Source organism: Pseudoalteromonas luteoviolacea, assembly GCF_001750165.1.
GTDB lineage: Bacteria > Pseudomonadota > Gammaproteobacteria > Enterobacterales > Alteromonadaceae > Pseudoalteromonas > Pseudoalteromonas luteoviolacea_G.
Genome location: NZ_CP015411.1, coordinates 1,128,937 through 1,142,310, shown reverse-complemented (window position 1 = coordinate 1,142,310; position 13,374 = coordinate 1,128,937). Strand labels below are relative to the sequence as shown.

The window sequence follows — 13,374 nt, the reverse complement described above, 5'->3', positions numbered from 1 at the left end:
TCAGTAAGATATGATTACAAAGAAGAAAAAAAGATTAAAAAATGCACTTAGGTGGTGCACTGTTCAATTATTTTGTTTGATTTGGTGCAAGCGGTAACAGCACTATTGCGACCCTGCGCTTTGGCTTGATATAAAGCCTTATCTGCATGACGCATTACTTCGCTTAAAGTTGAAAACTCACATTTTGCAATTCCAATGCTTAGGGTACATCGCAGTCGATGCTCATCCACATGGAAAACGTTATCTGCAAACTTCATACGAAAATTATCAAAAGCCGCTTTCGCTTTACGCATATCACTTTCGGCCAACAGTACGGCGAATTCTTCACCACCAACTCGTGATACTAAGCTATCAGAAAATGACTCATTCAGTAGCTGCGCCACTTGTGTAAGAATACTATCCCCACCTAAATGACCATATTGATCATTGATCTCTTTAAAGAGATCGAGGTCAAGTAAAGCCAAACAGCTGTGGTCCAGCCCTGTTTTTAGTAAGCGGTCCATTTGCTGGCAAAAATAACGTCGATTATATAGACCGGTTAGGTAATCCCTATGAGCATAGTCTTTTATCTCAGCAATCAAGTTAAGCTGTTCCATGGTTTGCATTACACGGCAATGGAATTCTTCATTCATAAATGGCTTCATCAGAAAGTCATTTGCACCGTATTTAATGAACTTTGCAGACAACCCATGAGTTCCTGCACCAGACAATCCAACAATGGCCAAATCATCTCTACCGCGGAAGTTGCGAACAGCTTTTACTAATTCGAAGCCATCCATCGTTGGCATAGCATAGTCAGTTAATAGCAGTTTTACTTCATGATCAGCTTTAAGCATAGTAAGTGCTTGCTCACCGTCTTGTGCTTCAAAAACGGTGAATAGCTGTTTTTCTAGCATTTGCCTCATAACCGCCCGGCTAATCATTGAGTCATCAGCAATCAGTGCTTTGCAGCCTTGGTTACGCAGTAACCGGCTCACAAGTTTTATTGCATATAAGTACGAGTCACGGTTATCTTTGATGACATAGTCGACCACTCCCATTTCAAGCATTTGTTGTCGACTGTATTCATCAATTTTAGAAGTCAGAACAACTGTAGGCACGTTATGGCTTAAAGTTAATTGCACCACTTCAGCGTCCATTGCATCAGGCAATGTTAAATCTACCAAGGCTAAAGTGTAGCGATTACTCGCAAGTAGCGCTTTACTTTCCTTGAGAGACCAAGCAAAGTCTATGTCGACATTTAAATATTGTGATGCCAAATGGCGTAAGATCTGTTGAACAACCTTACTATCTTCAACAATTAATACTTTTTGCATAGAAACTTTCTCTAATGACTACAGTGAGAGCGTAGCTAAACAAGAATTTAACAGAGCTAAATACTTTAATACTACAGACATAAGGGTGAAATATACGCGATTTTTGTGACAAAAAAAACCTGCATCGCCCCTAAATGGTAAACAAATTGTAATGGGCTGCAATTATTGCTGTTTAGTCTCATTGACTTTGAATTCAGCATTAAAAAAGCTTTAAATGTAAGCTGGAAGAGAATACCGAGGAACCCCATGACAGCTGTACCTAAAATTATATCAGGTCTAGTATTACTGTGTATCAGTGCGCTCAGCAGTGCCAATAGTAATCCACACGGCCAATTAAGCTTTGACATAGATCATCAGGTCACAACAAAACATAAAACAACCATCAATGGCTCAAAGCTAAACTACTCCGTATCAACGGGCACACAGCCATTGTGGGATAACGAAGGCCACCCAATTGCTTCTTTGCATTATACCTACTACAAAAAAGATAAAGTAAAGGACATAGCAAAGCGACCGCTGCTTATTTCATTCAATGGTGGACCCGGTTCCGCGTCAGTTTGGATGCACATTGCTTATACAGGACCGCGAGTGCTCAAAATAGACGATGAAGGCTACCCGATGCAACCGTATGGTCTAAAAGATAACCCTTACTCTGTTCTAGACACAACCGATATTGTTTTTGTAAACCCCGTTAATACTGGTTATTCACGAGTATTGCCAGACAAACAAGGCAAAATGCCTAGCAAAGAATTCCAACAAAAGCAGTTTTTTGGCGTCAATGCTGACGTAAAATACCTAGCAGCGTGGCTCAATACATTTATTAATCGCCACGATAGAGCACTCTCTCCCAAGTTTTTAATTGGTGAAAGCTACGGTACAACTCGTGTTGCAGGGCTTGCTCATGAATTACAAAATCAGCAATGGATGTATTTGAACGGTGTGATTTTGGTTTCTCCTACAGATATTGGGATCAAACGTGATGGTCCTGTTAAAGCGGCTAATCGCTTACCTTATTTTGCGGCAACAGCATGGTACCACAAGGCATTAGATAACCAACTTCAAAATAAAGACTTACTTGAATTGTTAGAAGAGGTAGAAGCTTATACACTTAATACCTATCTCCCTGCGCTTGCTAAAGGCGCGATGATCAGTGATAAAGAAAAACAAGACGTTACCGCTCAAGTTGCCAAGTATTCTGGTTTATCTGAGCTGTTTGTCGCACAAAATAACTTAGATATCCCAGCTGCAGCATTTTGGAAAGAACTGCTTCGTGATAGAGAGTTAACCATCGGCAGACTTGACTCAAGGTATTTGGGTATCGATAAACGTGCTGCAGGTGACATCCCTGATTACTGGCCAGAACTCACTTCTTGGTTGCATTCATTTACACCAGCTATCAATCACTATTTCCGCCAAGAACTCAATTACAAAACAGATATAAAATACAATATGTTTGGCTCTGTCCACCCATGGGACAGAACAAAGAATAATGTTGGTGAACGTTTACGTTTAGCGATGGCGCAAAACCCTTATTTACATGTGATGGTTCAGTCAGGGTATTACGACGGCGCAACTAACTATTTCGATGGTAAGTACAATTTATGGCACTTAGATCCAAGCGGTAAAATGAAAGATAGGCTGAGTTTTAAAGGTTATCGCTCCGGTCATATGATGTATCTGCGCTATGAAGACCTGAGACTCTCAAACGAAGACTTAAGAGAGTTTATTTTGCAAGCTTTGCCTAAATCTGGTCAAGCTGCTAAATATTAACCCTTTCGAAGTGGAGGACTCCCCTCCACTTTTTATTCCAATTTCTCTGTGTATCACCTCATTTATTCCATCCGTTACCCACAAGTAGCACAAAGCCAATTCTGGTCAATTGCAATAAGCCACTCTCGTAGATTTATTCAATGCTTCCGATGGCTTTTTGGGTATACTCTTCCTATTAGAAAAAAATGAGATCATCTATGAGTGACCAATTTAGAGTTGTTTTTGTCGGATTTAATGCTGATACAGACAGCCAAAATGCGATGGAAAGCTTAGCCACAAAGTTAGGCGTATCAAAGAAAAAAGTTGTTGCATTTACACAGGGGAAACCGCTATTTGGTGCAACTGATAAAAATAAGTGCTTAAAGCAGGCTAAGCTACTAGCCATTTATGGATTTCAAAGCAAAGTACAGCCTCAGCAAAGCGATATGCCAAGCTCACCTGCCGCCAATAATGCAGCAAACGAACGAGTATTTGAAGCCCTTGATTATATCACCAGTAGCCTAATTAGAATTGAAGAAAAGCTAGAAGAGCTTGAGCAACGAGTAGATGGACAAAACAAAAGTGGTGAAGAAAAAGAAGACAACCAATGGCAAAGTGATGAGCTCTTTGATGAACTTGACTTAGATACCGAGCCTAAACCAAAGTCCAAAAAGCTACTTTATACACTGCTTACCATTTTATTTATCTTACTCATTATATTGGGCTTCAGCTTAGCTTTCCCTGAAATGGTACAGCTCTAATGAAAGAAAATTCAAGTTGCGACATAGAAAAAGCGCAAGTTAGAAAAAATATTCGTATATCCGTACGAAAAAAAAGAAATTCTTTGGATGAAAATTTTCAAACTAAAGCTGAATATGATTTAAATATTAATTTTATTCAACATATAAAACCCCAAAAAAGCACCCGTATTGGGGTCTACTTACCCAATGATGGAGAACTTAGAACAACCCTTTTAATTCAAACACTTTGGGATAGTATGGTGGACGTTTACCTGCCTGTAATCCATCCCTTTAGCGGCACTACTTTGCTATTCCAAAGATATGAAAAAAACTCAACCATGAGCCAAAACCGCTATGCTATCTTAGAACCTAAATTGAATTGTAATGAAATTTGCCCAATAGAGCAGTTGGATTATTTGTTAATGCCATTAGTCGCATTTGACGAACAGGGTAATAGGTTAGGTATGGGTGGCGGTTATTACGACCGAACACTTGCCAATTATTATAATCAAGGGTGGAGCAAGCCTAGGTTAATCGGATTAGCACATGACTGCCAGAAGGTCAGTCAACTTCCGATTGAAGCATGGGATGTACCTTTACCCGCAATATTGACGCCTAGCCAATATTACCAGTGGCGCTAAATTTATTGGTTCCTAAAATTCACGCTTAAGAGAGTAATTATTTGTCATACAATTCGAGTGTTTAAGCGTATAATCTCAACCAACTTAAAGACAACAAAGTGATTACGTTATGACACAAGATGAAATGAAAAAAGCGGCTGCTTGGGCAGCACTAGAGCATGTAGAAGAAAATACCATTGTCGGTGTGGGCACAGGTTCTACTGTGAATCACTTTATTGATGCTTTGGGCAGTGTTAAAGATGACATTAAAGGCGCGGTCTCTAGCTCAGAAGCATCAACTGAAAAACTGAAAGCACTCGGTATTGAAGTTTTTGAACTGAATGATGTTACACAGCTAGATGTGTATGTAGATGGTGCTGATGAAATCAACGAACATGGCCACATGATAAAAGGCGGTGGCGCTGCACTTACACGCGAAAAAATCGTTGCTGCGGTTGCAAAAAAGTTCGTATGTATTGTTGACCAGAGCAAGCATGTTAGCACGTTGGGTAACTTTCCGCTGCCAGTAGAAGTTATTCCAATGGCACGCAGCTATGTTGCAAGAGAATTGCTAAAACTAGGTGGAGACCCAGTTTACCGTCATGGGGTCACTACAGATAACGGCAACGTCATTTTAGACGTGCATGGATTAAATATTACAGATCCGAAAGCATTAGAAGAGCAGATCAACCAAATCGTCGGTGTTGTCACTAATGGGCTTTTTGCTCACCGAGGTGCAAACACTGTAATTACAGGGACACCACAAGGTCCACAAACTAGGTAATAGGAATGAGTCATGAGTAAGGTATCTTTGTCTAAAGATAAAATTAAAATATTATTGTTAGAAGGTGTGCACCAAAGTGCTGTCGAAACATTAAAGCGCAATGGTTACAGTAATATCGAGTACCTCAAGACATCGCTACCTGAAAGTGAATTAATCGAGCGTATCAAACATGTGCATTTTGTTGGTATACGCTCACGTACTCACCTATCTGAAAATGTACTAAACGCGGCAGAGAAGCTCGTTGCTGTCGGCTGTTTTTGTATTGGTACTAACCAAGTCGATTTAGATGCAGCTAAACGCCGTGGTATTGCCGTCTTTAACGCACCGTTTTCTAATACACGTTCAGTCGCAGAGTTAGTACTTGGCGAGATCTTACTGCTGTTTCGCGGTATTCCAAAACGCAATGCTATGGCACATCGAGGCCAGTGGTTTAAATCAGCAATCGGCTCTTTCGAAGCGCGTGGCAAAACACTCGGTATCATTGGATATGGCCACATAGGTACGCAACTTGGCATCATGGCAGAGAATATTGGCATGAAAGTCGAGTTTTATGACATCGAGGACAAGCTCACTCTCGGTAACGCGCAGCAAGTACAAAACCTCACACAACTACTGCAGCGCGCAGATGTGATCAGTTTGCATGTACCAGAAACACCACAGACCAAAAACTTAATTGGCATGGCTGAAATTGAAGTCATGAAACAAGGCGCAATACTGATCAATGCATCACGAGGTACCGTTGTGGATATTGATGCACTGGCTGAAGCGCTACAACATGAAAAGCTCGCTGGCGCTGCCATCGATGTATTCCCAGTTGAGCCTAAGTCAAATGACGAAGAGTTTGTTTCTCCACTCAGAGAGTTCGACAACGTCATTTTGACACCGCATGTAGGTGGTTCAACCCAAGAAGCGCAAGAAAATATCGGTATTGAAGTGGCGGGTAAATTAACTAAATACTCAGATAATGGCTCAACCGTCACAGCGGTCAACTTTCCTGAAGTATCACTGCCTGAACTCTCTAACCGCAGTCGCTTATTGCATGTGCACGAAAATAGACCTGGTGTACTCACGCAGATTAACCAAGCGTTTGCTCAACATGGCATTAATATCGCTGCTCAATACCTGCAAACAGACGATTGTATTGGTTATGTCGTGATTGATGTTGATAGTGACCACTCAGAAGTTGCGTTGAAAGAACTAAGCGCTGTTGAGGGTACGATCAGAGCACGTATTTTACATTAATGTTTAATACAAGAATTTACAAAAAAACCGGCAAACTGCCGGTTTTTTAATGACTTATTTAACAAGTCAGGTCAAATAAAAAAGCTGCTTTAAAAGCAGCTTTTTTCAGGGTTATTTCTAGGCATTAAGCCATGAAATCAACACCTTCTTTAATGTCTTTTTCAAGCGTCGCTAACATGTCGTCTTTTGCTTTTTGCTCAAAAGCGCTTAGCTCGCCGTATGGTAATAGCTCTTCAACGCCATTTTTACCAAGACGGATAGGCTGTGCAAAGAATTCTGCATCGCCTGTGTTACCTTCAACGTACGCGTACTCAAATACGTTTTCTTCGCCTTGAAGACCTTTAACAAGTGAGAAGCAGAAACGTGCTGCAGCTGCACCCATTGAAAGTGTTGCAGAACCACCACCTGCTTTTGCTTCAACAACTTCAGTACCTGCGTTTTGGATACGCGTAGTAAGAGAAGCAACTTCCTCATCAGAGAACTCTACACCTTCAACTTGAGAAAGAAGAGGTAGAATTGTTGTACCAGAGTGACCACCGATAACAGGTACTTTTACTTCTGACACGTCTAGGCCTTTAAGCTCTGCAATGAATGTTTCAGCACGGATAACATCTAGTGTTGTTACACCGAAAACGCGAGCAGCATCGTAAGTACCTGCTTTTTTGAATACTTCACGTACAATCGGAACAGTGCCGTTTACTGGGTTTGTGATGATACCAACAAACGCCTTAGGGCAGTTTTTAACGATACCTTCAGCTAGAGTTCTAACGATACTCGCGTTCACATTGAACAGATCCGCACGGTCCATACCAGGCTTACGTGGCATACCAGCTGGGATCAAAACGATGTCTGCGCCTGCAAGTGCAGGATCTAAGTCATCTTTTCCGTAACCTGCAACTGACACAGCAGTTGGGATGTGAGAAAGATCAACAGCAACACCTGGAACAACTGGTGCAACATCGTATAGTGCTAGCTCAGAGCCTGCAGGCAAACCGTTTTTAAGCAGAAGTGACAATGCTTGACCGATACCACCAGCGGCACCTAATACAGCAACTTTCATTATAATTCTCCATATATTGAAGGTAGGAATTTTGTGTGCTGTAAAGATAATGAAAAGCGAGGGTAAAGACAAATTTATCCGCGTTATTTTCAAGATTTTTTCGACTATAGTTGTAAACAAGAGACAACTTTTTGCAATTTGTCTTTACGATACACCTTGAAAATTACTCCATCGTGAAAATTTGGGTAACGGTTAGGATTTGTGTAGAATCGGACAATCAAAATTAATAGAAGAGATGTATATGCAAGCGCAAGACAAACAAGAAGCCTTAGTTAAAGCTTTTAAAGCACTTTTAAGAGAAGAAAACTTTGGTTCTCAGGGCGAAATAGTTGATGCGCTTAAAGATCAAGGCTTTGATAATATTAGCCAAAGTAAAGTATCACGTATGTTAAGTAAGTTTGGCGCAGTGCGAACCAGAAATGCCAAACAAGAAATGGTTTATTGCCTACCTGCTGAAATGGGTGTACCAACTGCCAAGAGCCCTCTGAGACAGCTAGTTATTGATATCATGCACAATGAAATGATGATCATCATCAGAACAAGCCCAGGTGCAGCACAACTAATAGCGCGATTACTTGACTCACTAGGTAGTGCTGATGGTGTGCTAGGTACAATCGCTGGAGATGATACAATTTTTATTGCACCAGCGAAAATATCTGAGATTGACGCGACTTTAGATAAAGTAAAAACGTTATTTGATAACGTATAAACTTAGCCGTCTCTCATTATCTGCGCCATCTCTGTCAAAAACTGCAAAGATGGTGCAAAAAAAGACGCCCCCATATCTGCTTCCGAATAATCAAGTAACGGGTCATAACATTCTTGGCCAGACAATAAACCAAATCGACTCATTAACACGGTTTCAAATGCATTGCCGTGTGCCGCACAGCTCAGGTTAATGCTTCCTTGCTCAAATACATCCCCAAATGGCATGCTTTGATCTAACAATAACACCATCCCCTGTGCATCTTTCAACTCAGCTCGACTTGCATGACTAAATGCAGCTTTAGGCTCAATCAGTTTATTGTCTAACCGGGTACGCCCCATTAACGCTTCTTGCTCTGCAATTGAAAGCTGCTGCCACCGAGCCAAATCAAACTTCACTCTTTGAATATGGATATAGCTACCTTGATGATCCATACCTTCGGGGTTATCTACCAATGCGACTTTACGCTTAAACCGACCATGCGGTGACTCACTGGCGTAAATAAAGCCATTAAAATTCCGCCCATCCAAAAAACGGAACCCGCGAACATGAGCAACTAATTCAACACAGCCACAAAGCATATGTAACACACTTTGTGCAAATAGGTGATTTACATCTTCTCTGTCTGAACGAATAACATATAATAAATCGAAAGGCTGACTATGAATTAAGTGATCGGTGGAGCGGATATGAGGAAAACTTTTTAATTCAGGCGGTATAAACTCTGGGTAAATATGTGGCCAATACTGAGCGCCAATTGCTACAAAGCTACTGAGCATTGACTCAGAAAACCGGTCGCTTAGCTCATCTTGTAATCGACCGGCCTGTGCCAACGCTTCTCGTACAGCTTCATCTTGTCCTTCAAGTACATTGAAAAATAAATGTAAGCCATGTAGGTTTGCTTCTGCACAAATCCCCGATTGCGGTTGGGCCATACGTTTTCCTTATCATTAATCACGCTAAGAAAAGAAATTTACCGCATGAGGCTTAATTTTTAAAGAGATAGGTTTAGACAAATCAAGCGGATTATCCGCAGGCTTAGCTATTTCCAGTTGCTGACCTTGTAATTCGATAGCATATAAATACTCTGTACCTACAAATCTCTCTTGATTAACTTTGATTTCACCATAGTCTGTATTGAACAATTCAATATGGCTTGGTCGAACAAATATTTTGCCTTTATGCTCTGAGTCACTTTGTTGCGTTAATGAATTCACTTGTCCAAACTGAGTACTAAATGCGCCATTTCCAGCATGAGTTGCGTCAAGGTAAATACCCTGCCCTAAAAATTCAGCCACGACTTGATTCTTAGGCTGATGAAATAACTCCGTAGGGCACCCTAGCTGAGCTATTTGACCTTGATGCATGATGGCTAACCTATCAGAAAAGGCAAAAGCCTCATCTTTCGAGTGACTAACGAAGATAGCAGACACCTTTTGATCTTTAATAATACTTCTTATATCGCTGATCAACTGAAAGCGAACTTGTGCGTCTATATTCGAAAATGGTTCATCTAAAAGCAGCAAACTCGGGCGATAAGCCAATGCTCTTGCGATAGCAACTCTTTGCTGCTGGCCACCCGACAACTCATGTGGAAAACGTGCTGCATAGGCACCTAAATGCACAAGTTCTAGCATTTCTGATACACGAGACTGCTTTTCTTCACGACTTAATTTCCCTAAACCAAATGCCACATTTTGTGCAACGGTGAGATGCGGAAATAAAGCATAGTCCTGAAACATCATTCCTACATTGCGATGTTGCGGAGCAACAAAGTGTTTGCCGTCATTCACTCTGTTCTGGCCGATAGTTATTACACCTTGCTGAGGCCTGATCAAACCCGCAATGGCTTTAAGAGTCGTCGTTTTACCGCACCCACTGGCCCCCAATAAACAGACGATTTCATTTTCTTTCACCTGCAAATCAAGATTGTCAATCACGGCATGTCCGTCGTAACTATATTGCAGAGATTCAATTGCAAGGCTGTACATTATGATTGCTGCTCCATTGAGCGGTTAACTAAATAAAGAGGAATTAATCCAACCAAAACGATAAACAAAGCTGAAATGGAAGCCAGTTCTAGCTGTTCATCGCTGACAAACTGAAAAACATGCGTTGCAAGCGTTTCGAAATTGAAGGGCCGAAGCAGCAGGGCTGCTGGCAACTCTTTCATGCACTCAATAAACACCAATAATCCAGCTGTCAATATACCACGCTTCAATAGCGGGATGTGTACGCGACCTAAGGTCTGTAAATTATTTTTCCCTAAAGAGGCGCTCGCCATATCAATACTAGGACTGATCCGCACAAAACTCGCCTCTACTGCACCTTGTGCAATGGCGTAAAAACGCACAACATAAGCAAATACTAAAGCAAAGATAGTACCGCTAAATAACAGCCCTGGCTCCAGTCCAGTGCCGTCCAACCATCGGTTTAAATAGTCGTCGAATAAAGTCAATGGCAGTAAAACAGCTATTGCTAACACTGTACCGGGTAACGCATATCCCATACTAGCGACTTTGCCGGGAAAGCCCTTTGATTTTTGCTCCCCAATTCGCTGATAAAACACCACTAAAATACTTAAGAAAATTGCAATAACACTGACATACAGACTGATCTTCAAGCTTTGCCATGCATAGTTAAAAAATGCGTCATTCCAAGCTTGGTCAAAATAGTCAATCGCGTAACTAAGTAATACACCAACAGGGATAAAAAACGCCAAGATCAATACCAAAGTACAAAATAAAGTCGCCAACCAACCGCTTTTGCCGCTCAGTTTGTATAAACTGGTGTCGTTTACACTACTTTGTCTCTCATGCACCACTTTGCTTTTACGACTCATTTTTTCTAGTGACAGTGCCACAAATAAAAACAGTAGCATAATACCTGAAATTTTCGCGGCAGCCGTAAGTGAGTAATAACCCAACCAAGTGTCATACACTGCAGTGGTGAGCGTGCTAACCGCAAAATAATGCACCGTTGCGAAATCTGCCATGGTTTCCATACTTATCAGAGCAAGTGCAGCGACAATGGCGCCACGAGATAATGGCAGACTCACTTTGAGAAAGCTTTGAAATGGCGATAAGCCCATAAGCTGACTTGCCTGAACTAATTTAAAAGACTGCTCTCTAAGTGCTGTTTTAAAAATCAAATATAAATAAGGATAAAGTACCAGTGCTATCATCACTATAGCACCAGGCAATGTTCGAATATCAAAAAACCAATAGTCATCCGGGCTTGTCCACCCAAACCAGTCCCTCAAAAAAATTTGAACGGGGCCTGCATAGTCAAGCAAATCAGTATAAACATAGGCAATGATATAGGTGGGCATAGCGAGCGGCAGCATGAGTGCCCATTCAAATATTCGCTTACCAGGGAAATGACAATATGCAGTTAGCCAACCAAGAGGAAGTGCAATTAAGGCACTGAGTAACAATACACCGACTATCAGCCAAACCGTATTGCTAATGTAATCCCAAAGAACGGTATTCCACAGGTGTGAGAATACTTCAGATTCTCCTTGCAATGATTCAAAAATGAGAAACGCCAGCGGGGTGGATAGGCAAAGGCCAATCACCCACGCTGTTATCTGCCAATTAGACAGTTTATTTTTTAGCTGCATTAAAGGTCAAATTTTACCTCATCAATTAGCTTAAGAGCCAACGGACGGTATTTACTAATTTCAGCAAGTGGTAAGCTGTCTTCCTTAAACGCTCCCCAGGACGCTACCATTTTCGATAATTCGACGCCCGGCTTCACCGGATATTCCATATTCGTCGATGCATACATATTCTGAGCCTTATTGTCCGTCATAAACTCTATAAGTTTCAAGGCATTTTCTTTATTTTTTGCGTACTTGGTTAGAACAACACCGGAGACATTTAAATGAGATCCTCGGTTCTTTTGATTCGGGAAATTGATATAAACAGAGTCTGCCCAAGATTTTTGTTTTTCATCTGTCATCATCTTGCCGAAGTAATAACTATTGCCCAACGCAATATCACACAAGCCCTCTTTTACAGCTTTCACTTGCGCTCGGTCATTGCCTTGAGGTTTACGCGCTAAATTTTTCTTTACACCAACTAGCCACTCTTTGGTTTCAGTCTCACCGTGGTGCGCAATCATTGAAGCCACTAAGCCTAAATTATAAGGGTGTTTACCCGAACGAGTACAAATTTTCCCCTTGTACTTTGGATCTGCTAGCTCTTCATAACTCAGCGCTTCTAATTTACCAAGCCTAACTTTCGACGAATATACATTGCGTACACGCTTGGTCAATGCAACCCACTGACCATCTGGGTCTCTAAATGACGCTGGGATATTACTTTCAACAGCTTTACTGGCGATCTTTTGAGTTAACCCTAAATCTTCCAACTGAATCATAGCACTGAAATTTGAAGTCAGAACCAAATCTGCTCGAGAGTGCTTACCCTCTCTTTTGACGCGTTCTATTAACCCTTTTTTTGCAAAAACAACATTCGTCTTTATCCCTGTCTGTTTGGTAAAATCATCAAGGATAGGTTGAATTAAAAATGGCTGGCGAAATGAATAGATATTTACTTCATCTGCTGCGAAAGCTGGCATGCAGGTCACAGCGGTCAATAATGTGGCGATAGCTCGTTTCATGAAGACTCCAAATCCAAACAATTATTATTATCAACTAATTCTAGCGCGATTATACATAAATTACAGCCCAGTGACTCGAGCGTCTAAAATTATTATTACCGCATATAGACAATTTATCTGTAAGAGATATCTCACTCTGTCTGTAGAAATCGAGTAATCTACTATAGATTTAACCGCCATAAAATTAAGAACTCATTGTTATTTAATAATTTTTATTTATTAAATAGAACATAGTCGTTTTTTAATAATCTTCAAGCCAATGTTTTACAGCTTAAACCGACATATACTGTATTTGTCTCTTAGGGAGAGGCACTGCAAGGAAAAAGGATGTAAAACGCATTGCATGGATTGATTCCCTTTATTGGAATATGGAACTCGGATAATGATGTATTTGCAGGATGTAAATATTTAAGTAAGGATGTTCAAATTCTAGGATGTCAGGACTAGATGGAATTAGGAAGGGTAACGGAGCAACCCATAAGGATTAATTGCAAGGTGATATCAAACAGTGGATGAGTTTGATGCAAGCTA

The 13,374-nt window shown here is 40.9% G+C and carries 12 protein-coding genes; 6 read left to right on the top strand and 6 right to left on the bottom strand.

Going from position 1 to position 13,374, the window contains the following annotated elements; all coding sequences use genetic code 11:
* Positions 1–47: 47 nt before the first annotated feature.
* Entirely contained in the window at positions 48–1,316 is a 1,269-nt protein-coding gene (locus tag S4054249_RS04895; RefSeq protein WP_046354420.1) for a GGDEF domain-containing response regulator, read from the bottom strand.
* A 246-nt stretch (positions 1,317–1,562) separates the two neighbouring features.
* Here S4054249_RS04895 and S4054249_RS04890 point away from each other — a divergent pair, with 246 nt between their 5' ends.
* The 5 genes from S4054249_RS04890 (at position 1,563) to serA (ending at position 6,451) form a co-directional block, all read left to right on the top strand.
* Positions 1,563–3,086 carry a S10 family peptidase gene (locus S4054249_RS04890; protein ID WP_046354421.1) on the top strand — a complete coding sequence of 508 codons (1,524 nt, stop codon included), beginning with the start codon at positions 1,563–1,565 and terminating at the stop codon, positions 3,084–3,086.
* A gap of 197 nt (positions 3,087–3,283) precedes the next feature.
* Positions 3,284–3,826 carry a hypothetical protein gene (locus S4054249_RS04885; protein ID WP_046354422.1) on the top strand — a complete coding sequence of 181 codons (543 nt, stop codon included), beginning with the start codon at positions 3,284–3,286 and terminating at the stop codon, positions 3,824–3,826.
* Positions 3,826–4,446, top strand: a complete 621-nt coding sequence (locus S4054249_RS04880; protein WP_046354423.1) for a 5-formyltetrahydrofolate cyclo-ligase — start codon at positions 3,826–3,828, stop codon at positions 4,444–4,446. Before S4054249_RS04885 ends, S4054249_RS04880 begins: the two co-directional genes overlap by 1 nt.
* Positions 4,447–4,555: 109 nt before the next feature.
* Complete coding sequence (gene rpiA / locus S4054249_RS04875) at positions 4,556–5,209, top strand: ribose-5-phosphate isomerase RpiA (protein WP_046354424.1); 654 nt, start codon at positions 4,556–4,558, stop codon at positions 5,207–5,209.
* Positions 5,210–5,221: 12 nt separating this feature from the next.
* Positions 5,222–6,451, top strand: coding sequence for a phosphoglycerate dehydrogenase (gene serA, locus S4054249_RS04870; protein WP_046354425.1), 1,230 nt, complete (start codon positions 5,222–5,224; stop codon positions 6,449–6,451).
* 124 nt (positions 6,452–6,575) lie between these two features.
* Here the strand turns inward: serA and mdh are convergent, their stop codons facing one another.
* Positions 6,576–7,511 carry a malate dehydrogenase gene (mdh, locus tag S4054249_RS04865; protein ID WP_046354426.1) on the bottom strand — a complete coding sequence of 312 codons (936 nt, stop codon included), beginning with the start codon at positions 7,509–7,511 and terminating at the stop codon, positions 6,576–6,578.
* Between the two features lie 241 nt (positions 7,512–7,752).
* Here mdh and argR point away from each other — a divergent pair, with 241 nt between their 5' ends.
* Positions 7,753–8,220 carry a transcriptional regulator ArgR gene (argR, locus tag S4054249_RS04860; RefSeq protein WP_046354427.1) on the top strand — a complete coding sequence of 156 codons (468 nt, stop codon included), beginning with the start codon at positions 7,753–7,755 and terminating at the stop codon, positions 8,218–8,220.
* A 2-nt stretch (positions 8,221–8,222) separates the two neighbouring features.
* Here argR and S4054249_RS04855 read toward each other — a convergent pair whose 3' ends face one another.
* The 4 genes from S4054249_RS04855 to S4054249_RS04840 are packed head-to-tail and all read right to left on the bottom strand — an operon-like array spanning position 8,223 to position 12,843.
* Positions 8,223–9,152: a Dyp-type peroxidase gene (locus S4054249_RS04855; RefSeq protein WP_046354428.1), complete on the bottom strand. Its 930-nt coding sequence runs from the start codon at positions 9,150–9,152 to the stop codon at positions 8,223–8,225.
* Between the two features lie 24 nt (positions 9,153–9,176).
* Positions 9,177–10,208 carry an ABC transporter ATP-binding protein gene (locus tag S4054249_RS04850; protein ID WP_046354429.1) on the bottom strand — a complete coding sequence of 344 codons (1,032 nt, stop codon included), beginning with the start codon at positions 10,206–10,208 and terminating at the stop codon, positions 9,177–9,179.
* Positions 10,208–11,839 (bottom strand): ABC transporter permease, encoded by a 1,632-nt coding sequence (locus S4054249_RS04845; RefSeq protein WP_046354430.1) that lies wholly within the window; start codon positions 11,837–11,839, stop codon positions 10,208–10,210. The genes S4054249_RS04850 and S4054249_RS04845 overlap by 1 nt, the downstream gene beginning before the upstream one ends.
* A complete protein-coding gene (locus tag S4054249_RS04840; RefSeq protein WP_046354431.1) occupies positions 11,839–12,843 on the bottom strand; it encodes a Fe(3+) ABC transporter substrate-binding protein in 1,005 nt (334 codons plus the stop codon). Before S4054249_RS04840 ends, S4054249_RS04845 begins: the two co-directional genes overlap by 1 nt.
* Positions 12,844–13,374: the final 531 nt, after the last annotated feature.